This window comes from Nocardioides deserti, from assembly GCF_014266025.1.
GTDB lineage: Bacteria > Actinomycetota > Actinomycetes > Propionibacteriales > Nocardioidaceae > Nocardioides > Nocardioides deserti.
In genome coordinates, this window is sequence record NZ_JACMYC010000009.1 from 49031 (window position 1) to 72144 (window position 23114).

Genomic DNA, 23114 nt, shown 5'->3' on the forward strand with positions numbered 1-23114 from the left:
TGGGAGTCTCTCCGCCGTGACTGACCCAGCCGCGAACGAGCCCGCCGCACCGACCCGCTGGGGCATCCTCGCCACCGGCAAGATCGCCCACACCTTCGCCCGCGACCTCGCGCTCGTGCCCGACGCCGAGCTGGTCGCCGTCGGGTCGCGGCGGGGCGAGGCCGCCGAGGCGTTCGCGACCGAGCACGGCGGCCGGCCGCACGCGTCGTACGAGGCGCTCGTCGCGGACCCCGACGTCGAGGTCGTGTACGTCGCCAGCCCGCACGCCCTGCACCTCGAGCACGCCCGAATGGCCTTCGAGGCCGGCAAGCACGTGCTGTGCGAGAAGCCGTTGACGCTCACCACCGCCGACGCCGAGGAGATGGTGCGCCTGGCCCGGCAGCACGACCGCTTCCTCATGGAGGCCATGTGGACCGCATGCCACCCGCTCGTTCGCGCGGTCGTCGACCAGGTGCGCTCGGGCCGGTTCGGCACCCCGCGGCACCTGCACGCCGAGCTCGGGTTCCGGGTCGACGCCGGGCCCGACGACCGCATGTTCGACCCGTCCCTCGGCGCGAGCGCGCTGCTCGACATGGGGGTCTACCCGCTGACCTTCGCCCACCTCGTCCTCGGCGAGGCCGAGCAGCTGAGGGCCACCGCGGCGCTGTCGGACCGCGGGATCGACCTCGACGTCGCGGTCAGCGGCCGCTACCCCGGCGGGGCGCTCGCCACGATGACCGCCTCGATGACGTCGTGGTCCTCCCGCGCCGCCGCGATCGCGACCGACCTCGGGCGGATCGACGTCCCCGACTTCCACCACCCGACCACCGCGACGTTCACGCCGTACGCCGACGGCAGCACCAACGACGACGACCTGCGTCGGCAGCCGGTCGAGATCGTCGCCGACGACCCGGTCGTCGGGCGCGGCTACGGCAACGAGGTCGCCGAGGTGGGGCGCTGCCTGCGCGCGGGCCTCCGCGAGAGCCCGTGGGTCCCGCACGACCAGACGCTCACGCTGATGCGGCAGATGGACACGATCCGCGCGCAGGTCGGCGTGGACTTCGGCTGACGCCGGCGCCCCGGCTCAGCGCGCCGACCGGAGGAACCGCACCACGGCTGCCACCCGGCGGTGGGCGGTGTCGTCGTCGGGGCTGAGCCCGAGCTTGGCGAAGATCCGCTGGGTGTGCTTCTCGACGGCGCCGCCGGTGACGACCATGGCCTCGGCGATCGCGCTGTTGGACCGGCCCTCGGCCATCAGCGCCAGCACCTCGTGCTCGCGCGGGGTGAGGGCGGCGAGAGGGTCGCGGCGGGCGCCCATCAGCCGCCGCACGACCTGCGGGTCCAGCGCGGTGCCGCCGCGGGAGACCGTGTCGAGCGCGGACGCGAGCTCGTCGAGGTCCGCGACGCGGTCCTTGAGCAGGTAGCCGACCCCGCCCTCGGCGGCCGCGAGCAGGTCCTCGGCGTAGGCGACCTCGACGTACTGGGAGAGCACCAGCAGCCGCGCCTCCGGCCACGCCCGGCGCACCTCGACCGCCGCGCGCAGCCCCTCGTCGGTGTGGGTCGGCGGCATCCGCACGTCGACGATCCCGACGTCGGGCCGGTGCTCCAGCGTCGCTGCCACGAACGACGGCCCGTCGGCCACCGACGCCACCACCTCGTGGCCGGCCTCGGCGAGCAGCAGCTGCAGCCCCTCGCGCAGCAGGAACGAGTCGTCCGCGACCACGATCCTCACGACGACCCCACCACGGACTCCACCGCCGACCTCACCCGTCGGCTCACCGCGCACCCGTCGGGACCGTCGCGGAGACCACGGTCGGGCCGCCGGCCGGCGACTCCAGCCCGAGCATGCCGTCGACGGCGAGCAACCGCTGGGCCAGTCCGGCCAGGCCGTGCCCCTTCGCCTCGTGCGCGCCGCCGACACCGTCGTCCTCGACGCGGACCAGCAGCGCGTCGCCGGTGTCCCGGACCCGCAGCCGGGCCGACGTCGCGCCGCTGTGCTTGGCGACGTTGGTGAGCGCCTCGCTGACGACGAAGTACGTCGCGGTCTCGACGTGCGGCGGCAGGCCGTCCGGCACGTCGAGGTCGGCGTCGACCGGCACCGCGCTGCGGGCGGCGAGGTCCTCCAGGGCGACCCGGAGGCCGCGGTCGACGAGCAGCGGCGGGGCGATCCCGCGGGAGAGCGAGCGGAGCTCCCCGACGGTCTCGCCGACCTGGGCGAGCGCCTCCTCGATCGTCACCGCGGCCCGCGTGGGGTCCGACTCGAGCTGGCGGCGCGCCCGGCCGAGGTCCATGCCGAGGCGGACCATCCGCTGCTGCGGACCGTCGTGGATGTCGCGCTCGAGCCGCCGCAGGGACTCCGCCTCCGCGCGGCGCGCCGCGCTGCGGCCGGTCTCCACGCGGCGTACCTCCTGCTGGAGCTCGGCGCGGCTGCTCAGCAGCCCCCAGGCGAGGCTCGCGTGCAGCCCGGCGGCGACGCGCACCGCGGCCGGCAGGGTCAGCAGGGCGACGGCGCCGAGGACGGCGTTGAGCAGCGACTCGGCCGCCGCGCCGGAGCCGAGGCCGAGCAGCTCGGCCAGCCCGCGGCTGTCGGGGCCGTCGGGGAGCCACTGCTGCCAGAACCAGTAGGTCGCCCCGTTGAGCACCGCCGCCCACCAGGTCACCGTCACCGCGAACGCGACGGTGCCGGTGGCCAGGCCGACGACGCTCCAGGTCAGGTCGAGCCAGGACTGCGGGTCGCGCAGCGGGGTGATCGTCCGGCGCAGCAGGCCGTCGCCCTCGCGCGGGCAGGCGTACGACGGGGTGGGGGCGTCGCGGCCGAGCATCGTGCGCAGGCGGTGCCGCTCGAGGCGGGCGAACCCGCGGGCCACCATCGCGGCCAGCGACAGCACCAGCACGCCGTACACGACGACGCTCAGGGCCGCGCCGACGCTGAGCAGCACGACCGCGAGCACGAACGCCGGCAGGGCCAGGACGAAGGCGCTCAGCGCGTAGCCGCTGTCCAGCAGCGCGCGGCGCGCCAGCGACGGAGCGCGGGCGGTGTCGGTGGGGGTCATCGCAACGGTGGTGGTCATGGCTCCGAGCCTGGTGGGCCGAGCGGGCGCGCACGATCCTGCCAGCACGACGACCGGGGTGGGGCCAGCCCGACACCCTCCCGCCACCTCACCGACCGCCGACCTGTCGCCACCGACCTGCGAGTGCGACGGCTGCGTGTGGGGCACTCCCCTAGGGTGAGCACCGTGTCTGCCGACCTCGTGATCGTGGCCAATCGACTGCCGGTGGACCGGGTGGAGCAGCCGGACGGGACGCCGGGCTGGCGGACCTCCCCGGGCGGCCTGGTGACCGCCATCGAACCGGTGATGCGGGCGAACGACGGCACGTGGATCGGCTGGCCGGGCGGCACCGACGCCGGCCTCGAGCCGTTCGAGGCCGACGGCATGAAGCTCGTGCCGATGTCGATGACCCAGGCCGAGATCGAGGGCCACTACGAGGGCTTCTCCAACGGCACGCTGTGGCCGCTCTACCACGACCTCGTCGCCAAGCCGGAGTTCCACCGGGAGTGGTGGGACGCCTACGTCGGCGTCAACCGGCGCTTCGCCGAGAAGGCGGCCGAGCTGGCCTCCGAGGGCGCCACGGTGTGGGTGCACGACTACCAGATGCAGCTGGTCCCGCAGATGCTGCGCGAGCTGCGGCCGGACCTGCGCATCGGCTTCTACCTGCACATCCCGTTCCCGCCGGCCGAGCTGTTCCAGCAGCTGCCGTGGCGCCGCCAGCTGCTCGAGGGCCTGCTGGGCGCGGACATGATCGGCTTCCAGCTGCCCGGCGGCGCGCAGAACTTCGTGCGCCTCGTCCGCCAGCGCGTCGGCCACAAGACCCACCGCGACCTCGTCTACCTGCCCGACGGCCGCACGGTCCGCGCGGCGCCGTTCCCTATTTCGATCGACGCCGCCGGCTTCGAGTCGATGGCGCGCTCCGAGCCGGTCGCGCGGCGCGCGGAGGAGATCCGCACCGCGCTCGGCAACCCGCGCAAGGTGTTCCTCGGCATCGACCGGCTCGACTACACCAAGGGCATCTACGCCCGGCTGCGCGCGTTCAGCGAGCTCATCGCCGACGGCCACCTCGACGTCGAGGACGCGGTGTTCGTCCAGGTCGCGGTGCCCTCGCGCGAGCAGGTCGAGCAGTACCGCATCCTCCGCGACGAGATCGACCGCCTCGTCGGCCGGATCAACGGCGACCTCGGCCGCATCGGCCGCCCGGCGATCAGCTACCTGCACTCGTCCTACCCGCGCGAGGAGATGGCCGCGCTCTACCGCGCCGCCGACGTGATGGTGGTGACGCCGTACCGCGACGGCATGAACCTCGTCGCGAAGGAGTACGTCGCGTGCCGCTTCGAGGACACCGGCGCGCTGGTGCTCTCGGAGTTCGCCGGCGCGGCCGACGAGCTGCGGCAGGCGTGGCTGGTCAACCCCTACGACATCAACGGCATGAAGTCCGCCCTGCTCGAGGCCTACCGCGCCGACGACAAGGAGACCCGTCGCCGGATGAAGGCCATGCGCAAGACCGTCACCCAGCACGACGTCGCCGCCTGGGCGGACGCCTTCATGAACGACCTCGCCGAGGTCCCCGGCTCGCACGGCAAGGCGGTCCGGCCGGCGAAGCGGTCCTAGGGGCCGGACGGCTGCAGGGGTCACCGGTTAACCGGTGACTCCTGCACATATCGGGGCAGATCTGCCCCGACAAGTGCAGGACTCCCCCGATATGTGCGGCCGGACCGCCGGTCGAGTCAGGCTTGGGCCGGGTGCGGGTCGGCGGGGAGCCGGCCGAGCATCAGGTCCTCGACCGTGGCGGCCAGCTCGGGGCCGGGCAGGCCCCAGCCGGGCTCGTAGCCGTAGGTCTCCCGCAGCGTCGTGGCCGAGCGGGTGCCGTCGACGAGGTCGACGTCGTCGGGTCCCATGAGCGCGGGGTGGACCACGCCGACGGCCTCGGCGACCTTGAGCAGGTCGCGCCGCAGCGACCTGACGTACGTCGCCGCGCGCACCGACTTCAGCGCCGGGTCGAGCCCGCGGGCCAGCCACGGGTCCTGGGTCGCGACGCCGGTCGGGCAGGTGTCCGCGTGGCACTTCTGCGCCTGGATGCAGCCGACGGCGAGCATCGCCTCGCGGCCGACGTTGATGCCGTCGAGGCCGAGCGCCAGCGCGACGGTGGCGTTCTCGGTCAGCCCCAGCTTGCCGGCGCCGAGGAACGCGACCTCGTCGTGCAGCCCGGCCCGGGCGAAGCGCTTGTAGACCTCGGTGAACGCGATCCGGAACGGGTAGGCCACCGAGTCGGCGAACACCAGCGGCGCCGCGCCCGTCCCGCCCTCGCCGCCGTCGATGTTGACGAAGTCGACGCCGCGGTCACGGGCGGACATCAGCGTCACCAGCTCGTCCCAGAACGTCAGGTCGCCGACGGCGGACTTGATCCCGACCGGCAGCCCCGTCTCGGCGGCGAGCAGCTCCACGAAGTCGAGCATCGAGTCGGTGTCGTCGAAGGCTGTGTGCCGGCTCGGCGACGCGCAGTCCTGCCCGACGGGGATGCCGCGGATCTCCGCGATCTCCTCGGTCACCTTCGCGCCGGGCAGCATCCCGCCCAGGCCCGGCTTGGCGCCCTGCGACAGCTTGATCTCCAGCGCGCGGACCGGCGAGGAGGCGACGAGGTCCTTGAGCCGGGCAAGGTCGAAGCGGCCCTGCGCGTCGCGGCAACCGAAGTACGCCGTCCCCAGCTGGAAGGTGAGTTCGCCGCCGTGGCGGTGGGCCGGCGAGATCCCGCCCTCGCCGGTGTTCTGCAGGCAGCCGGCCAGGGCCGCGCCGCGGTTGAGCGCCTCGATGGCGTTGCCCGACAGCGAGCCGAAGCTCATCCCCGAGATGTTGACGACCGACCCCGGACGGAACGCCTTCGCGCGTCCGCGCGGCCCGCCGAGCACCTTGCCCATCGGCAGCCGGACGTTCTCCTCGGCGTGCGGCGCGGTCGCGGCACCGGGGCCGGCGAACGTGCGGTGCTTGATGACCGGGTAGCCGCTGCTGTTCTCGACGTCGTTGTCGGTGCCGAAGCCGAAGTAGGTGTTCTGACCCTTGGACGAGGCGTAGACCCAGCGCCGCTGGTCGCGGGAGAACGGCCGCTCCTCGTCGTTCGAGGTCACGATGTACTGCCGCAGCTCGGGCCCGAACTTCTCCAGCGTGAAGCGCAGGTGCCCGACCACCGGGAAGTTGCGCAGGATGGCGTGCCTGCGCTGCGTGACGTCGTGGGCCGCGACCGCGGCGAGGGCGGCGGCACCGGTGGCGGCGATCTTGGTCCAGCTCATGTCCTGTTCGGTACCCGGATCGGCGGGTACGTTGCCGCCCATGGACCTCGTCCCCAAGCCCGACCAGGTCGTCTCGGCGGCCGGCAACGTGGCGCACAAGCTGCTGTACGGCGGGCTGGCGGACCTCCGCCCGATGCCGCGCACGCTCGTCGACGAGGGCCACATGCGCGCGCTGTACCACTACCGGCCGCAGCCGGGCGTCGGCGAGCAGGGCGACCCGGTGCTGCTGGTGACCCCGCTGGCCGCGCCCGCGATCTGCTTCGACCTGCGGCGCGGCTGCTCGCTGGTCGAGCACCTGCTGGCGGGCGGCCGGCCGACGTACCTCGTGGAGTACGGCCAGATCTCCTTCCGCGACCGCTCGCTCGGCATGGAGCACTGGGTCGAGGACGTCGTGCCGGCGGCGATCCGCGAGGTGTCCGCGCACGCCGGCGGCCGGCCCGTGCACGTGGTGGGCTGGTCGCTGGGCGGGATCTTCACGCTGCTCACCGCTGCCGCCGACCCGGACCTCCCGATCGCGTCGGTGACCGCCCTCGGCACGCCGTTCGACGTCGCGCAGGTGCCGCTGGTCGCGCCGCTGCGGCCGCTGCTCAACCTGAACCCGACCGACGGCCGCGGCGCGATCACCCGCGCCTACCAGCTGATGGGCGGCGCGCCGACGCCGCTGGTGCGGTGGGCCTTCCAGCTCAGCTCGTTCCAGAAGCTCGTCACCAAGCCGCTGGCCGTCGCCACGCACCTCGACGACGCCGACTTCCTCGCCCAGCTCGAGGCCGTCGACCGGTTCACCGCGAACATGACCGCCTACCCCGGCCGGACCTTCGGCCAGCTCTACCACCGCTTCGTCAAGGGCAACGTGCTCAACACCGGCGAGGTGGTGCTCGGCGACCGGACGATCACCCTCGACTCGATCACCGCGCCGGTGCTCGTCTTCGCCGGCGCCAACGACGGGATCGCCCCGGTCGGCGCGGTCCGGGCGCTGCTGCCCCACCTCGGGTCGGCCGCGGAGGTGCGGTTCGAGATCGTGCCGGGCGGCCACCTCGGCATGCTCACCGGCCGGCAGGCCCGCGGCACCACCTGGGAGGTGCTGGACGAGTGGCTCGAGCAGTGGTCGGACCACCCGGCCGCCGAGCCTGCAAAGAAGGCAGCGAAGAAGACAGCGGGAAAGGCCGCGAAGAAGCCGGCCAAGAAGGCTGCGCCCAGGAAGACGGCAACGAAGAAGGCGACGAAGAAGGCGGCGACCGGCCCGGACGCGATCGGCACGAACCCGGACCGGCGCTACGGCTCCGGCGGCTCCCGCTCGTTGGCGCGCTGAGGTGGCGACGCAGGAGACGGCCCGCGGCGCGACCGCGGGCGACGGCCCCGTGGAGGCGGGCGCGCTGCCCCGCGGCGTACGCATGGCTACGGCTCGGGCTCGGTCGCGACCGGCGCCTTCGGCACGGTGCCGGGCCTCATGCTGCTGCCGTTCCTCACCGACTCGCTCGGCATCGCCGCGGTGCTGGCCGGTGTCATCGTGTTCCTGCCGAAGGCGTGGGACGTCGTCCTCAACCCGATCGCCGGGCGGATCAGCGACCGCAGCACCGACCCCCGTGGTCCGCGTCGGCCGTTCCTGCTCCGCGCCGGGCTGGTGCTCGCGGCCAGCTTCGCGCTGATCTTCGCCGCGCCGTCGATGGCCACCGGCCTCGAGGCCGCGTGGGTGCTCGTGTGCTTCCTGGGCTGCGCGTCGGCCTACGCGTTCTTCCAGGTCCCCTACGTCGCCATGCCCGCCGAGATGACGACGTCGTACGACGAGCGCACCCGGCTGATGACCTGGCGCGTCGCGATCCTGGCGCTCACGATCCTCGTCGCCGGCGGCACCGCGCCGCTCATCCGCGACGCGGTCGGTGGCCGCGACGGCTACCGCGTCATGGGCGTGGTGATGGCGCTGATCATCCTGATCGGTGTCGTGTCGTCGTACGTCGGCACGCGCCGTGCTCCGGTCGGCTCGGTCCAGCCGGGCGCGGGGAGCCTGCGCGACCAGCTGCGGATCGTGGCGACTGCCCGCGACTTCCGGCTGCTGCTCACCACCTTCGTGGTCCAGGCGCTGGCCACCGGCGCCATGCTCGCGGGCGTCGACTACCTCGCCGAGGACGTCCTCGACAGCACCGGCGCGGCGACCGTGCTGTTCCTGTGCTTCGTCGGCCCGGCGCTGCTGCTCACGCCGGCCTGGTCCGCGCTGGGGCAACGGATCGGCAAGAAGCGCGGGTACCTCGCGTCCTCGCTGTTCCTCGCCGTCGGCGCCGCCCTCGCGGCGTTCGCGGACGTCGCGCCGGCCGCCGTGGTCTTCGCCGCGGTCGGCCTCGCCGGCGTCGGGTACGCCGGCTGCCAGGTCTTCCCGATGGCGATGCTGCCCGACGCGGCGGCCGTCGACGCCCGCCGGACCGGGAGCGGCCGCGCCGGCGTCTACACCGGTGTGTGGACCGCCGGCGAGACCCTCGGCCTCGCGCTCGGCCCGGCCGTCTTCGCGCTCGTGCTCGCACTCGGCGACTACCAGTCCTCGACCGACGGCGCCGCGGCGCAGCCCGGCTCGGCCGTGACTGCGATCGTGCTCGGCTTCTCCCTCCTCCCTGCCCTGCTCGTGCTGGTGAGCCTGTGGTGGCTCGCCCGCTACACCCTCGACGCCGAAGAGGTCGACGCATGACCACCACCGCCCGCCCGACCAGCGCGCAGGACGTCCTGGCCGAGCTGCACGCGCGCCAGGGCGCGGACCTGCCGGTCCACGGCGGCCGCACGCTCGCCTACGTCTACGACTCCGGGCTCGCCGAGGTCGACCGCGTCGGCCGGGAGGCCGTCGCGGCGTACGCCGGCTCCAACGGGCTCGACCCGACCGCGTTCCCCAGCCTGCTGCGGATGGCGAACGACCTGGTCGCCTTCGCCGCCCGCCTGCTCGACGCGCCGGGCACCGTCGTCGGCACCGTCACCTCCGGCGGCACCGAGTCGGTGCTGCTCGCCGTGCAGACCGCCCGCGACGGCAGCCCGCAGGTCGTCCGGCCGAACATGGTCATCCCGGCCACCGCGCACGCCGCCTTCCACAAGGCCGCGCACTACTTCGGCGTCGAGGCTCGCATGGTCCCGGTCGGCCCGGACTTCCGCGCCGACGTCGCCGCCACCGAGGCCGCGATCGACGACAGCACCGTGCTCGTCGTCGCCAGCGCGCCGTCGTACGCCCACGGTGTCGTCGACCCCGTCACCGAGCTCGCGGCGCTCGCGAGCGCGCGGGGCATCCGCTGCCACGTCGACGCCTGCATCGGCGGGTGGGTCCTGCCGTACGCCGCGCGACTGGGCCGCGACGTGCCGACGTGGACCTTCGCCGTCGAAGGCGTGACGTCCATCAGCGTCGACCTGCACAAGTACGCCTACGCCCCCAAGGGCACCTCCCTCCTGCTGCACCGGACCCCGGCGCTGCGTCGTCCCCAGCTGTTCGCCTCCGCTGCCTGGCCGGGCTACACGATGCTCAACCCGACGATGCAGTCCACCCGCTCGGGCGGCCCCACCGCGGGCGCCTGGGCGGTCGTGCGAACCCTCGGCGACGACGGCTACGAGCGGCTGACGGCCGACGTCCTCGAGGCCGTGGACCGGATCGTGGCAGGCACCGCCGACATCGCCGGGCTGCGCCTGGTCGCGGCGCCCGACTCCACCCTCGTCGCCCTCGCCACCGACGGCACCTGCGACGCGTTCACGGTCTGCGACGAGATGACCGCACGCGGGTGGTACGTCCAGCCGCAGATGTCCTACGGCGACCAGCCCCCGACCATCCATCTCTCGGTGAGCGCCGCGACCCTCGGCGGCGTGGACGACTTCCTGGTCGCCCTGCGCGAGTCCGTCGCCGCCGCCCTGGCCGCCGGCCCGGTCGCCGTCGACGAGGGCGTCGCCGACTACATCCGCTCCCTCGACCCGGCCGCGCTCACGGACGAGGACTTCGACGGCCTCCTCGCCGCCTCCGGCCTCGTCGGCGAGGGCGCCGACGGTGAGCTGGCCCTCCCCGACCGGATGGCCGAGGTCAACGCCATGCTCGACCTCGCCTCCCCCGCCATGCGGGAGGCCCTGCTCCTCACCTTCCTCGACCGGCTCAGCCGGCCGACCCCCGCCTGACCCCTCCGGGTCGCCGTCCGGGTCGTCATCCGGGTCGCCGTCCGCGGGTCGTGTGCCCGACGACGCGGCGGCGCGCGTGCCCAGGCACACGACCCCCGCCTGATCCCTGGCGGTGCCTCAGCCCGCGTGGGCCCGCTTGGCGCCGGGCCCGGGCCGCGGGACGGCGTCGCGCAGGTCGGCGACCCGGTGCCCGTGCTCGCAGACCAGCTCGGCGTGGAGCGCGCCGCCGCAGTCGCGGTGCGCGACCTCGACCGGCGCGCCCTCGGGGTCGGCGAGGTAGCGGTCGCCCCAGTCGGCGACGGCGACCAGCACCGGGTAGAGGTCGAACCCCTTGTCCGTGAGGCGGTACTCGTGCCGCTCGCGCTCGCCCTCGGGGCGGTAGGGCACCTTGCGCAGCACGTCCTGCTCGACCAGCAGCGCCAGCCGGTTGCTCAGCACCTGGCGCGGGATGCCGCTGTGGCGGCGGATGTCGTCGAACCGGCGCACGCCGTTGAAGACCTCGCGCAGCACCACGAAGGTCCACCGCTCGCCGAGCACGGCCATCGCCCGGCCGACCGTGCAGTTCTCGGTCGACCACGCGAGCGCGGACGGCGGTGTGGTCACGAGCACAGCCTAAGCCGGGCTGGGTCTCGTTGACAGACCGAGCGGCGGGGCGCCAGGCTGGGTCCATGACCGAGACCCAGGAGACCGCCGCCGCCAAGTCCCCGCTCGACCCGGCGTCGATGTCCGGCTTCGAGCTGCTCATGGCGATGCGCGACGGCCTGTTCCCACCCGCCCCGATCGCCGAGACGCTCGGCATGGTCGACTTCGACGGCGAGCCCGGCTCGATCTCGGTGGCGCTCGAGCCCGAGCACCGGCACTACAACCCGCTCGGCACGGTCCACGGCGGCGTCATCTCCACGATGCTCGACACCGCCGCCGGCTGCTCGGTCCACTCCACGCTGACCGCCGGTGAGGGCTACACCTCGCTCGACCTGACCGTGAAGTTCCTCCGGCCCGCGACCGTCGAGTCCGGCCGGCTGCGCGCGGTCGGCAGGGTCGTGCACCGCGGACGACGTACGGCGCTCGCCGAGGCGCAGCTCTTCGACGCCCGCGACCGCCTGGTCGCGCACGCGACCTCCAGCTGCATGATCTTCGCCTGAGCGGATCGGCCTGAGCGGATCGATCGGCGGGCCGCTACGGTCGCGCCCGTGAGCGCGCTCGCCGGACTCGTCGACCAGGGACTCGTGGCACCGGACTGGGCGGCGGCGCTGGCCCCGGTCGACGACCGGATCGCGGAGATGGGTCGCTTCCTGCGGGCCGAGATCGCCGCAGGGCGCGGCTACCTGCCGGCCGGCGACCGGGTCTTCGCCGCGTTCCGCCGACCCCTCGCCGACGTCCGCGTGCTCGTCGTCGGCCAGGACCCCTACCCCACGCCGGGCCACCCGATCGGGCTCAGCTTCGCGGTCGACGCCCATGTGCGGCCGGTGCCGCGGTCGCTGACGAACATCTACACCGAGCTGCGCAGCGACCTCGGGATCGAGACACCCGAGCACGGCGACCTCACCGCGTGGACCGACGCCGGCGTGATGCTGCTCAACCGGGTGCTCACCGTGCAGCCCGGCGCCTCGGCCGCCCACCGCGGCAAGGGCTGGGAGGAGGTGACCGCCTGCGCGATCGAGGCGCTCGTCGCGCGGGGCGGGCCGCTCGCGGCGGTCCTGTGGGGCCGCGACGCGCAGGGCCTCGTGCCGATGCTCGGCCGGACGCCGTACGTCGCGTCGGTGCACCCCTCGCCCCTCTCCGCGCACCGGGGGTTCTTCGGCTCGCGGCCGTTCAGCCGGGTCAACGACCTCCTCGCCCGGCAGGGCGCCCCCGGGGTGGACTGGCGGCTCCCGACCGGCTAAGGTTGAACTATCAACCACTTGGAGACGCGATGACGACGCCGCCCGCCGACCGGATGCCCACCCTCTACCTCGGCCACGGCGCTCCCCCGCTCCTCGACGACCCGACCTGGTCGGGCCAGCTGGCCGCCTGGGCCGCCGACCTGCCCCGGCCGACGGCGATCCTCATCGTCAGCGCCCACTGGGAGTCGGCGCCGGTCTCGCTCTCGGCGAGCCACGCGCCGCTCGTCTACGACTTCGGCGGCTTCGACCCGAAGTACTTCCGGATGACCTACGAGACCCCCGACGCCACCGCGCTCGCCGCTCGCGTCGCAGCGATGATGCCGGCCGGCGAGCCGGTCCACCAGCACACCTCGCGCGGGCTCGACCACGGCGCGTGGGTGCCGCTGACGATCATGTACCCCGACGCCGACATCCCCGTCCTGCAGATGTCGCTGCCCACCCACGACCCGGTCCGCCTCATGGCGCTTGGCGAGCGGCTGCGTCCGCTGCGCGACGAGGGCGTGCTGATCATCGGCTCCGGCTTCCTCACCCACGGCCTGCCGTTCCTCACCGACTGGCGCATCGAGGCCGCGGCCCCCGGCTGGTCCTCGGAGTTCGACGCCTGGGCCGGCGAGGCCCTCGCCCGCGGCGACGTCGACACGCTCGCGGCGTACCGCTCCAAGGCGCCCGGCATGCCGTACGCCCACCCCACCGTCGAGCACTACACGCCGCTCTTCGTCACCCTCGGCGCCGCAACCACCCCCGACGAACCCGGCCTCCAGGTCATCGACGGGTTCTGGATGGGGCTGTCGAAGCGGTCGCTGCAGATGGCCTGAGCGCGGTCGTCAGCATCCCAGGTTCACTTGGGATGCCGACGCTTCTCGGCTATCGCGATGGCAGGGAAGTGCGAGCATCCCAAGTCAACTTGGGTTCCTCGCACCCCCTGCGACTGCAACTCGCCAGCGGATCAGCGGATCCGTGTCCGCCGCATCATCTTCAGGCCGGTGAGCATCCCCTTGACGTACTCGTCGTAGTCCTGGCCGGGGCGGGCGCCCATGACCTGCTTCTTGAGGACGGCGAGGTTCTGGACGTCGGTGTACTTCAGCAGGCCCTGGTCGCCGTGGCGGGCGCCGACGCCGGACTGCTTGACGCCGCCCGACGGCGTGCCCTTCGAGGCGTAGGCCGTGGCGAGGGAGTCGTTGACGTTGACGTTGCCGGCGTGGATGCGGCGGGCGACGCCGACGGCGCGGTCGAGGTCGGCGCCCCACACCGAGGCGTTGAGGCCGTAGTCGGTGTCGTTGGCCAGCGCGACGGCCTGGTCGACGGTGCGGTACTCGTGCAGCGCGACGACCGGCCCGAAGGTCTCCGTGCAGCCGGTGAGCATGTCGCCGGTGACGCCCTCGAGCACGGTCGGCTCGAAGAACGCCGGGCCGATGTCGGGCCGCGGGTTGCCGCCGGTGACGATCGTGGCGCCCTTGGCGACGGCGTCCTGCACGTGGCTGTGCACCCGCTGCATGTGGTCGACGGAGATCAGCGAGCCCAGCTCGGGACCGAAGTCGTACGCCGCGCCGATGCGCAGGCTCTCGGCTGCCGCGACGAAGCGGGCCTTGAGCTCGTCGTACCGGCTCTCGGGCAGGTAGATGCGCTCGATGTGCATGCAGATCTGGCCGGTGTTGCCGAAGACGCCGAACAGCGCGCCGGCGACCCACTCGTCGGGGTCGACGTCGTCGAGGACGATCATCGGGTTCTTGCCGCCGAGCTCGAGGCAGCAGCCGATGAGGTTGCGGCCGGCGCGCTCGCCGATGACCCGGCCGGTGGCGGTCGAGCCGGTGAACATCACGTAGTTGGCGTTGTCGATGAGCGTCGGGCCGACGTCGGGGCCCTCGCCGCAGACGACCTGGAACAGGCCCTTCGGCAGGCCGGCCCGCTCCAGCAGCGCGATGCCGTGGAGCGGGGAGAGCGCGGTCTTGTTGTCCGGCTTGAGCACGATCGCGTTGCCGGCCATGAGCGCCGGGATGGCGTCGGAGAGGCCGGTCGCGAACGGGAAGTTCCAGGGCGCGATGATCCCGACGACGCCCTTGGGCTGGCGGATCTCGGTGGAGCTGGAGACGACCGGGACCGGCCCGCCGCGGGTGACCGGCTTGAGCAGCTTCGGCGCCCGCTTGAGGTAGTGGCTGATCACCATCACCGGGTCGCAGGTCTCCTCGATGGCCATCCGGCGGTTCTTGCCGCTCTCGGCCTGGATGAGGTCTGCGGTGGTCTGCGCGTTGTCGACGAGCAGCGAGTGGGCCTTCTTGAACACCTTCAGCCGCTTGCGCAGCGGCCAGGAGGCCCACTCCTGCTGGGCCGAGCGAGCGGCCGCGAAGGCGCGCTCGATGTCGGCCGCGGTCGACTGCGGCAGCTGCACGAGCGTCTCGCCGGTGTAGACCTCGGCGAGGTCCCACGTCTGCCCGCCCGAGCCGGGCACGCGCGCGACCAGGTCGCGCAGGAACGCGTCGGTGAGCGTGGCCGGGCGGCGCAGGCGGGGCGCGGGTGCGCCCGGACCGGCGGCACCGGGTCCGGCGGTGGCCGAGCGGTCGGCGGTGGTGGTCATGGTCAGCCCCTCCCGAGGACGAGGTCCGCGCCGCGCTCGCCGATCATGATCGCGGGCGCGTTGGTGTTGCCGCCGGTGATCGACGGCATGATCGAGGCGTCGGCGACGCGGAGCCCCTCGACGCCGCGGACCTTGAGGTCGGGGGTCACGACGGCGAGCTCGTCGACGCCCATCCGGCAGGTGCCGACGCCGTGGTAGACCGAGGTCGCGCGGTTGAGGATGGCCTGGCGCAGCTCGGAGCCCTGCAGGTTGCGACCGGGGTGGATCTCGTCCTTGACCGCCCCGCCGAACGCCGCCGCGCCCATGATCTCGCGGACCATCTCCGAGCCCTCGGTGAGCAGGTCGAGGTCGGCGGACTCCGCGAGGTACTGCGGGTCGATGAGCGGCGCGGCGGCCGGGTCGGCCGAGGCCAGCCGCAGCGTGCCGCGGCTGCGCGGGTAGATGAGCGTCGTGAGCACGGTCAGCGCCGGGAGCGGCGAGACCTCGTGGCGGATCGGCTCGTCCTGGTTCGGCGAGACGTAGGACCAGGGCAGCAGGTGCAGCTGGAGGTCCGGGACGTCGGTGGCCTGCGAGGTCTTGAGGAAGGCGAGGATCTCGAAGACGGAGTTCGCGAGGAACGTCGAGCCGGGCCGCACGACCTCCTTGGCGACGCCCTTGGCGAAGAAGAACGCGTTGCCGCGCATCTTCGACGAGGTCGCGTGGAAGGTCATCGCGTGGAACATGTGGTCGTGCAGGTTGTCGCCGACCGGAAGGTCCGCGACCACCGGGATGCCGTGGTCCTTGAGGTGCTGGGCGTGGCCGATGCCGGAGAGCATGAGGATCTGCGGGGAGCCGACGAACCCGGCGGCGAGGATGACCTCCTTGCCCGCGCGGACCGTGCGGCGGCTGCCGTCCTTGTCGCGGACCTCGACGCCGGTGGCGCGGCCGTTGTCGATGACGACCTTGGTGACCAGCACCTGGGTCTGCACGTCGAGGGTCGGCGGCGCGAGGTGGTGGATGTAGCCGCGCGAGGCGCTGTAGCGCAGCCCGTCGGCGGCGTTCTGCTGCATCCGGCTGACGCCCTCCTGCGACTCGCCGTTGTAGTCGTCGAGGATCTTGCAGCCGATGGTGTCCGCGGTCGCCTGGAGGAACTGCAGTGACCCCTCCTGCGGGGTCTTGTTGCGGGTGACCCTGATCGGGCCGCCGGTGCCGCGGAAGGCGTTCTCGCCGCCCTCGTAGTCCTCCATCCGCTTGTACGCCGCGTTGACCGAGTCGGCGTCCCAGCCGGTGCAGCCCTCGGCCGCCCAGGAGTCGTAGTTGGCGCGGTTGCCGCGGACGTAGACCATGCCGTTGACCGAGCTGGACCCGCCGAGGACCTTGCCGCGCGGGACCGGCATCTTGCGGTCGAGGATGTGCTTCTGCGGCACCGAGTAGTAGCCCCAGTCGTTGAGCCGCTTGATCTTCGGCTCCGCGTGCATCGGGCCGATCATGCCGGGCTTCTTGGTGAGGAACTGGTTGTCGCTCTTGCCCGCCTCCAGCACGATCACGCTCGCGCCGGACTCGGCGAGCCGGCCGGCGATCGCGGCCCCGGCGCTGCCGGAGCCCACCACGACGTAGTCGGCTTCGTTCTTCAGGGCTTGCTTGGCCATGTCGTCCCCTGGGGGTGGTTCGTGTCGCGGAGCGGCGGTCGGGTCCGAGTTCACATACTCTCGGAATGTGTCGGCGCCCACAGTAGGGCATGACTGTAACTTGTTCTAGTTTGGCTGGACCACGGTCTGGCGGGAGGATCGACGTCGTGAAGATCCTGTCGATCCAGTCGTCGGTCGCCTACGGGCACGTGGGGAACTCCGCCGCGGTGTTCCCGCTCCAGCGACTCGGCCACGAGGTCTGGCCGGTGCTGACCGTCCACTTCTCCAACCACACGGGGTACGGCGCGTGGCGCGGGCCGCTCCTCGCGCCGGCCGACGTGGCCGACGTGATCGCGGGCATCGAGGACCGCGGCGTGCTCGGCCAGGCCGACGCCGTGCTGTCGGGCTACCAGGGCGACCCGGCGGTCGGGGCGGTCGTGCTCGACGCCGTGGCGAAGGTCAAGGCCGCCAACCCGGACGCGGTCTACTGCTGCGACCCGGTCATGGGCGACGTCGGCCGCGGCATGTTCGTCAAGCCCGGCATCCCGGAGTACCTCCGCGACAGCGTCGTGCCGCAGGCCGACATCCTCACGCCGAACCACTTCGAGCTCGACTTCCTCGCCGGTCGCACGACCACCACGCTCGACGAGGTGCTCGAGGCCGTCGACGCGGTCCGGGACCGCGGGCCGCGCGACGTGCTGGTGACCAGCGTCCTCCACGGCGACGTGCCCGAGGGCTCGCTCGACGTCGTCGCCGTCTCCGACGCCGGCGCGTGGGTCGTCACGACCCCGCTGCTGCCGATCACGCCGAACGGCTGCGGCGACGTCACCGCCGCCCTCTACCTCGCACACCTGCGCTCGACCGGCTCCCCGGCCGAGGCGCTCTCGCGCACGACGTCGTCGATGTTCGCGGTGCTCGAGGCGACGATCGCCGCGGGCACCCGCGAGATCCAGCTGGTCGCCGCGCAGGACGCGATCGCGTTGCCGCCGGCGTCGTTCGAGGTCCGTCAGGTCCGCTGAACGGACCCGTTCGTCATCTCCTGGCCGACCGCCCGGTCAGCCGACCATCATCAGCGCGGCGAGGAACGCCAACGCCGGGATCAGCCACAGGATCGCCAGCGCGATCATCGTGTCCCGGCCCTCGGCGGCCGCGGTGGTGCTCGGTGCAGACGTGTTCGCTGCCATCGTGGAATCACTCCCCGGATCGATTGAGGAGCCGATACCCGACGCTCCACCGCACCATGCCGGGGTCCGCACGCTTCGGCGTACATCACATCCCTGCGGGTGAGGCCGACCTCCGCGGCGGTCGAATCAGTACGACAAGCCCGAGGCGTAACGCGCACGGCGGGCGTGGCGACCTCGGCCTGCGTTCCTGCCCTTGTAGGTCTCGAGCTGGGAATCGCAGTTCGGGCAGACCAGCCGCAGGTTGGACCGACGGTTGTTGCCGGCATCACCGTCGATGTGGTCGAGGACGAGGACCAGCGGCCGCCCGTTCCACTCGCACGTCTTGCAGATGGCGCAGCGGCCGTCCTGCTCCTCAGCGATGTGGCGCCGGACGTAGTGGCCGGGATGCGTCCCCGGTTGGGCGAACCCAGTCTCCAGCCACCGGGCCACGAGGACCCGCCGGTCGTGCTCGCGCTGACAGGCGTTGCTGCAGAACTTGCGACCGGATCGTCCCGGGCCCGTGACTCCGCAACCTCGGCACTCGAACATGCCGCGACGCTACGGAGGACCCCCGACAGTCCTGGAGCCGGTGACAGGAGTCGAACCCGCGACATTTCGCTTACAAGGCGAACGCTCTACCAACTGAGCTACACCGGCGCGGCCGGCCGACGCGGAGGTCGAGCGGCCGCGCACATGCTAGTTGCCGGGGCAGGCGCCGCAGGGATCAGCCCATGCCGCCGTCGAAGGCGAGGACGGCACCGGTGATCATCCGGGCGGCGGGCGAGGCGAGGTAGACGATCGACTCGCCGATCTCGGCCGGGGAGATGGCCGGGCCGGGCAGCATCATGATCAGCCGGTCCGCGACCCGAGCGTCCATGTCGGCGGGCATGATGCCGGCGACGTGCGACACGATCGGGGTGTCGACGGTGCCCGGGCAGACCGCGTTGACCCGGATGCCTTCGGGCGAGAGCTCGAGCGCGAGCGACTTGGTCAGCTGGGTCAGACCGCCCTTCGCGGCGGCGTACGCGACGGCGTACGGCTGGGGGATCCGGCCGGCGACCGAGCTGACGTTGACGATGTTGCCGCCGCAGGCGCGCAGGTGGGGCAGCGCGGCCTGGATCATCATGAACGGGCCCTTGAGGTCGACCGCGTGGACGCGGTCCCACTCGGCGTCGGTGATCTGGTCGAAGTGGCCGAACTGCACCACGCCCGCCACGTTGGCCAGCACGTCGATCCGGCCGTGCTGGGCGCACTCGGCGACCGCGGCCTCGACCGACCCGCGGGAGGCGACGTTGCACTCGACGTACGTCACGCCGTCCGGCGCTCCGGGCTGCACGTCGAGGCCGAAGACCGTCGCGCCCTGGTCACGGAAGAGCTCGGCGGTGGCGCGGCCGATGCCGGAGGCGGCGCCGGTGACGACGACGACGCGGGGCTCGGGAGACGTGGGAGCAGAAGTCATGCGCGGACCGTACTGGAACACGTTCTAGTTCGGCCAGCCTCGTTCGACCAGCCTCGCTCGGCGAGCGTTGGACCAGCGTCACGTCGGCGCGGCTTTGGCCGGCGCGACGGCGCGGGCGACCCTGGTGCGGTGAGCCTCCTGCACGAACCGCACCACGACGGGTCCCCGCTCTACCTCGAGCACGAGGCACCGACGCTCGGCTGGACGGTCAAGGTCCGCGTCCGCACCGCCGCCTCGGACCCGGTCGACCAGGTCTGGCTGCGCACGACGTACGACGCCGAGCCGGTCTACCACGCGTGCGGCCCGGTCGAGCGCGACGAGCACACCGTCTGGTGGGAGGGCGAGCTCCCGGTCCACAACCCGGTCGCGCACTACCGCTTCCTCATCAGCACCGGCGCCGGCACCCCCGAGGAGGACCAGCGCTGGCTGACCGCCGCGGGCGTGCACCGCCACGATGTGCCGGACACCTTCGACTTCCGCGTCTCCACCTACGCGCCCGCGCCGGACTGGGGCCGCGACGGCGTCGTCTACCAGGTCTTCCCCGACCGGTTCGCCCGCTCGGCCGCCGCCGACGAGCGGCCGACCCCCGACTGGGCCGTGCCGGCGGACTGGGACGACGAGGTGGTCTTCGAGGGCTCCGACCCGCGCACGCCGACGCAGTTCTTCGGCGGCGACCTCGACGGCGTCGTCGAGCACCTGGACCACCTCGAGCAGGTCGGCGTCTCGGTCGTCTACACGACGCCGGTCTTCCCCGGCGAGAGCAACCACCGCTACAACGCCTCCACCTTCGACGGCGTCGACCCGCTCCTCGGCGGGGACGCGGCGTACGCCCGGCTCTCTGCCGCCGTCCACGAGCGCGGCTGGCGGCTGCTCGGCGACCTGACCACCAACCACACCGGCGACACCCACGAGTGGTTCCGCGGCGCGGCGAGCGACCCGGCCTCCCCCACCCGCGGCTGGTACTACTTCAACCACGACGGCTCCTACGAGTGCTGGATGGGCCACGGCACGCTGCCCAAGCTCAACCTCGCCGACCCCGACCTGCGCGCCGCCATGGTCGAGGGGCCCGACTCGGTCGTCGCCCGCTGGCTGCGGCCGCCCTTCGACGTCGACGGCTGGCGCATCGACGTCGCCAACATGACCGGCCGGCTCGGCGCGGTCGACGTCAACCACGACGTGGCCCGGGCGGTGCGCCGCACGGCCGAGGCCGAGCGCCCCGACCCGCTGGTCATCGGCGAGCACAACCACGACGCTTCCGGCGACATCGACGGCGACGGCTGGCACGGCACGATGAACTACTCCGGCTTCTCCTGGCCGGTCTGGTCGTGGGTGCGCGACCCCGCCTCGCCGGCCCGCCCCTTCGGCCGCCCGCTGCCGGTGCCGCGCCGGCCCGGCCCGCTGGTGCTCCGGTCCTTCCGCGAGTGGCTGGCCCGCTTCGGCTGGCGCGCGGCGAGCCAGTCGTGGAACATCCTCGGCTCCCACGACAGCGCCCGGATCCGCACGGTGGCCGGCTCGGGAGCGGTGCACCGGGTCGCGGCCGGCCTGCAGTTCACGCTGCCCGGCGTGCCGATGCTGTTCGCCGGCGACGAGATCGGCCTCGAGGGCGTGCTCGGCGAGGACTCGCGCCGGCCGATGCCCTGGGACCGCCGCGAGGACTGGGACCACGCCACGCTGGCGACGTACGCCGCCCTGGCCGCCGCGCGCCGCGACCACGACGCTCTCCGCCGCGGCGGCCTGCGGTGGGCCCATGTCGACGACGACGCGTTCGTCTTCGTGCGCGAGCACCCGTCCGGCTCGGTGCTGGTCTGCGCCCGCCGCGCCGGCGGTCCCGCGGTCGACCTCGACGCCGGGCTGCTCGGCTTCGCCGACGGCTCGCCCCTGCTCGCGACCGAGGGCGAGGCCACGGCGCTGGTCGAGTCCGGCGGCACGGTCACCGTCCCGGCGGCCGAGGGACCGGGCCTCTGGCTCTGGCGGGTCTAGGCTCGACGGCGTGGCCCTCCACGTCGTCGCCCACCGACCCGACCCCGCGCTCATGCGGCTGCCGTGGTCGGTGCCGCTGGAGGAGTGGGGCGAGCAGCACGTCGTCCCCCTCCCCCGCGGCCTGTCCCGGCACGTGGTGCGGATCGTGCGCCTCGGCCCCGCGACGTACGCCGTCAAGGAGACGGTCGCCGACATCGCGTTCCGCGAGTACCGCCTGCTCCGCGACCTCCAGCGCCTCGGGCTGCCCGCGGTGGTGCCGCAGGGGGTCGTGACCGGACGCGTGGACGCCGACGGCGAGGAGCTGCCCGCCGCGCTGCTGACCCAGCACCTGCGCTTCTCGCTGCCCTACCGCAGCCTGTTCAGCCACGGGACGACCGTCGAGGGGCTGCCGTCGTTGATCGACGCGATGGTCGTGCTGCTGGTCCGGCTGCACCTGGCCGACTTCTTCTGGGGCGACGTGTCGCTGTCGAACGTGCTGTTCCGCCGCGACGCCGGCGGGTTCGCGGCGTACCTCGTCGACGCCGAGACCGGCGAGCTGCGCCCGTCGCTGTCCCGGCAGATGCGCGAGCACGACCTCACCATCGCCACCGAGAACGTCTTCGCCGAGCTGCTCGACCTCCAGGCCAGCCGGCTGGTCCCTGCCGAGGTGCCGGCCGAGAAGATCGTCGCGCTGCTGCACCGGCGCTACCACGAGCTGTGGGACGAGCTGACCGGCGTCGAGGAGTTCTCCGCCGCCGAGATGTGGCGCATCGAGCAGCGGATCGCCCGGCTCAACGAGCTCGGCTTCGACGTCGAGGAGCTCGACATCGTCACCGACTTCGACGGTGACTCCGTCCGCATCCAGCCCCGCGCCGTCGAGCTCGGCCACCACCGCCGCGAGCTGCGCTCCCTCACCGGCCTCGACGTCGAGGACGCCCAGGCACAGCGGCTCCTCAACGACATCGCGCGCTTCACCGCCCACCGCGACCTCGGCCGCGAGGACCGCGTCCTCGTCGCCAGCCGCTGGCTCACCGACGTCTTCGAGCCGCTCATGGCGATGGTCCCGCCCGAGGCCCGCGGCAAGCTCGAGCCGGCCGAGATCTTCCACGAGGTGCTCGTCCACCGGTGGTACCTCTCCGAGCGCGCCGGCCACGAGGTCGACCTCTTCGAGACCGCCCGCGACTACATCGACACCGTGCTGTCGAAGAAGCCCGAGGAAGCCCTCACCCCGCCTCCCGCCGACCCCGACGATCCGACCTGACCCGACGCCCTCGTCGACGGACGGGCAGAACCGCCGTCCCGGCCACGCCGACCTGCGAAGACGTCACCCGGGTGCGACTTCTGCCCGTCCGCCGACGGCCCGGCGGCACGTCCGCGAGGCCGCAGTCGGCTCACCGGAGCGACAAGCCGAGGTGCCGGCGAGTCGTTCCGGCTAGGGCTTGCAGACGCGACAGGTGGTGAGCTGGGCGACGCGGCCCTGGGCCTCGGCCTCGCCGAGGGGGTGGAGGTCCTGGCGGTGGGCGATGAGGGCGCAGTCGCGGCGGTGGATGGTGGTGCCCTCGCCGGCGGTGACCGGGAGCGCGGAGGTGTCGACGCCCTGGTCGTTCACGGCCGCGGCCCGGGAGGTCACGTCGGCCAGCACGAGGAGGGTGTCGGCCAGCCGCTTCGAGGACTCCCGACCGTCGTCGGCGATCCGCGCGAGCCAGGCCCCGAAGTAGAGGAACCCGCCCACGAAGGTCAGGCCGAGCCCGAGGAGGCCGCCAGAGACGAGGTAGGAGAGCTGGTCGTACTGGTAGGGCGTGTTCGCGGCGCCGTACCAGCCCAGGACGATGACGACCAGGCCGAGCGGGAGCAGGATCGCGCCGGCCCAGAACAGCACGACCTGGAGCAGCTGGTAGTTGTTGTTCTTCATCGGGGCCGCGCCGGTGGCGCTGCCGCCCCGGCCGGCGCGCGGGAGCGCGGTGCCGGAGCCCATGCGGGCGCCCGAGGCGGGCAGGGAGCCGGTGTTCTGCATCGTGGTCATCTCGGGG

General features: G+C 73.1%; 21 protein-coding genes and 1 tRNA gene. 11 read left to right on the forward strand and 11 right to left on the reverse strand.

All coding sequences use genetic code 11. The annotated features are described in order from the left end of the window. Window positions 1–16 precede the first annotated feature (16 nt). On the forward strand, window positions 17–1048 hold the full coding sequence (locus H7344_RS15195) for a Gfo/Idh/MocA family protein (RefSeq protein ID WP_186346851.1): 1032 nt from the start codon (window positions 17–19) through the stop codon (window positions 1046–1048). A gap of 15 nt (window positions 1049–1063) precedes the next feature. On the opposite strand, the gene H7344_RS15200 is transcribed toward H7344_RS15195, so the two are convergent. Together H7344_RS15200 and H7344_RS15205 are read right to left on the reverse strand one after the other, a co-directional pair. Continuing rightward, the gene (locus H7344_RS15200) at window positions 1064–1711 is read right to left on the reverse strand and encodes a response regulator (protein WP_186346852.1); all 648 of its coding nucleotides are present in this window, start codon (window positions 1709–1711) and stop codon (window positions 1064–1066) included. Between the two features lie 43 nt (window positions 1712–1754). Next, window positions 1755–3050: a sensor histidine kinase gene (locus H7344_RS15205; RefSeq protein ID WP_186346853.1), complete on the reverse strand. Its 1296-nt coding sequence runs from the start codon at window positions 3048–3050 to the stop codon at window positions 1755–1757. Window positions 3051–3206: 156 nt separating this feature from the next. Between H7344_RS15205 and H7344_RS15210 the strand changes: the two genes are divergently transcribed. Beyond that, on the forward strand, window positions 3207–4643 hold the full coding sequence (locus tag H7344_RS15210) for an alpha,alpha-trehalose-phosphate synthase (UDP-forming) (protein WP_186346854.1): 1437 nt from the start codon (window positions 3207–3209) through the stop codon (window positions 4641–4643). Between the two features lie 116 nt (window positions 4644–4759). Here H7344_RS15210 and H7344_RS15215 read toward each other — a convergent pair whose 3' ends face one another. Next, the gene (locus H7344_RS15215) at window positions 4760–6316 is read right to left on the reverse strand and encodes an FMN-binding glutamate synthase family protein (protein ID WP_186346855.1); all 1557 of its coding nucleotides are present in this window, start codon (window positions 6314–6316) and stop codon (window positions 4760–4762) included. A 40-nt stretch (window positions 6317–6356) separates the two neighbouring features. Here H7344_RS15215 and H7344_RS15220 point away from each other — a divergent pair, with 40 nt between their 5' ends. The 3 genes from H7344_RS15220 (at window position 6357) to H7344_RS15230 (ending at window position 10441) form a co-directional block, all read left to right on the forward strand. After that, entirely contained in the window at window positions 6357–7625 is a 1269-nt protein-coding gene (locus H7344_RS15220; RefSeq protein WP_186346856.1) for an alpha/beta fold hydrolase, read from the forward strand. A 138-nt stretch (window positions 7626–7763) separates the two neighbouring features. Continuing rightward, window positions 7764–8990 (forward strand): MFS transporter, encoded by a 1227-nt coding sequence (locus H7344_RS15225; RefSeq protein ID WP_229707122.1) that lies wholly within the window; start codon window positions 7764–7766, stop codon window positions 8988–8990. Next, window positions 8987–10441, forward strand: a complete 1455-nt coding sequence (locus H7344_RS15230) for a pyridoxal phosphate-dependent decarboxylase family protein (RefSeq protein ID WP_186346858.1) — start codon at window positions 8987–8989, stop codon at window positions 10439–10441. The genes H7344_RS15225 and H7344_RS15230 overlap by 4 nt, the downstream gene beginning before the upstream one ends. 117 nt (window positions 10442–10558) lie before the next feature. On the opposite strand, the gene H7344_RS15235 is transcribed toward H7344_RS15230, so the two are convergent. Beyond that, the gene (locus tag H7344_RS15235) at window positions 10559–11044 is read right to left on the reverse strand and encodes a winged helix-turn-helix transcriptional regulator (protein WP_229707123.1); all 486 of its coding nucleotides are present in this window, start codon (window positions 11042–11044) and stop codon (window positions 10559–10561) included. Between H7344_RS15235 and H7344_RS15240 the strand changes: the two genes are divergently transcribed. Genes H7344_RS15240 through H7344_RS15250 form a run of 3 tightly spaced genes read left to right on the forward strand, consistent with a single transcriptional unit; the run spans window position 11035 to window position 13139 of the window. Then, window positions 11035–11583, forward strand: a complete 549-nt coding sequence (locus tag H7344_RS15240) for a PaaI family thioesterase (protein WP_373286521.1) — start codon at window positions 11035–11037, stop codon at window positions 11581–11583. The genes H7344_RS15235 and H7344_RS15240 overlap by 10 nt on opposite strands. Window positions 11584–11631: 48 nt before the next feature. After that, window positions 11632–12324, forward strand: coding sequence for a uracil-DNA glycosylase (locus H7344_RS15245; protein WP_186346860.1), 693 nt, complete (start codon window positions 11632–11634; stop codon window positions 12322–12324). Between the two features lie 29 nt (window positions 12325–12353). Next, the gene (locus H7344_RS15250; protein ID WP_229707124.1) at window positions 12354–13139 is read left to right on the forward strand and encodes a dioxygenase family protein; all 786 of its coding nucleotides are present in this window, start codon (window positions 12354–12356) and stop codon (window positions 13137–13139) included. A 131-nt stretch (window positions 13140–13270) separates the two neighbouring features. Here the strand turns inward: H7344_RS15250 and H7344_RS15255 are convergent, their stop codons facing one another. Beyond that, window positions 13271–14896 (reverse strand): succinic semialdehyde dehydrogenase, encoded by a 1626-nt coding sequence (locus H7344_RS15255; protein WP_186346861.1) that lies wholly within the window; start codon window positions 14894–14896, stop codon window positions 13271–13273. Between the two features lie 2 nt (window positions 14897–14898). Continuing rightward, window positions 14899–16524 carry a GMC family oxidoreductase gene (locus tag H7344_RS15260; RefSeq protein WP_186346862.1) on the reverse strand — a complete coding sequence of 542 codons (1626 nt, stop codon included), beginning with the start codon at window positions 16522–16524 and terminating at the stop codon, window positions 14899–14901. A 146-nt stretch (window positions 16525–16670) separates the two neighbouring features. Between H7344_RS15260 and pdxY the strand changes: the two genes are divergently transcribed. Next, window positions 16671–17522, forward strand: coding sequence for a pyridoxal kinase PdxY (gene pdxY / locus H7344_RS15265; protein ID WP_186346863.1), 852 nt, complete (start codon window positions 16671–16673; stop codon window positions 17520–17522). 36 nt (window positions 17523–17558) lie between these two features. On the opposite strand, the gene H7344_RS20795 is transcribed toward pdxY, so the two are convergent. The 4 genes from H7344_RS20795 to H7344_RS15280 form a co-directional block, all read right to left on the reverse strand. After that, complete coding sequence (locus H7344_RS20795; protein WP_260989591.1) at window positions 17559–17687, reverse strand: hypothetical protein; 129 nt, start codon at window positions 17685–17687, stop codon at window positions 17559–17561. Window positions 17688–17813: 126 nt separating this feature from the next. Further along, window positions 17814–18215, reverse strand: a complete 402-nt coding sequence (locus tag H7344_RS15270) for an HNH endonuclease signature motif containing protein (RefSeq protein ID WP_186346864.1) — start codon at window positions 18213–18215, stop codon at window positions 17814–17816. 32 nt (window positions 18216–18247) lie between these two features. Beyond that, window positions 18248–18323: transfer RNA gene (locus H7344_RS15275), tRNA-Thr, on the reverse strand. A gap of 67 nt (window positions 18324–18390) precedes the next feature. After that, window positions 18391–19125: an SDR family NAD(P)-dependent oxidoreductase gene (locus H7344_RS15280; protein ID WP_186346865.1), complete on the reverse strand. Its 735-nt coding sequence runs from the start codon at window positions 19123–19125 to the stop codon at window positions 18391–18393. A 129-nt stretch (window positions 19126–19254) separates the two neighbouring features. Here H7344_RS15280 and H7344_RS15285 point away from each other — a divergent pair, with 129 nt between their 5' ends. Together H7344_RS15285 and H7344_RS15290 are read left to right on the forward strand one after the other, a co-directional pair. Next, entirely contained in the window at window positions 19255–21105 is a 1851-nt protein-coding gene (locus H7344_RS15285; RefSeq protein ID WP_186346866.1) for a glycoside hydrolase family 13 protein, read from the forward strand. Window positions 21106–21115: 10 nt separating this feature from the next. After that, window positions 21116–22345: a DUF4032 domain-containing protein gene (locus tag H7344_RS15290; protein ID WP_186346867.1), complete on the forward strand. Its 1230-nt coding sequence runs from the start codon at window positions 21116–21118 to the stop codon at window positions 22343–22345. 171 nt (window positions 22346–22516) lie between these two features. Here the strand turns inward: H7344_RS15290 and H7344_RS15295 are convergent, their stop codons facing one another. Further along, on the reverse strand, window positions 22517–23107 hold the full coding sequence (locus H7344_RS15295) for a hypothetical protein (protein ID WP_186346868.1): 591 nt from the start codon (window positions 23105–23107) through the stop codon (window positions 22517–22519). Between the last annotated feature and the right edge of the window lie 7 nt (window positions 23108–23114).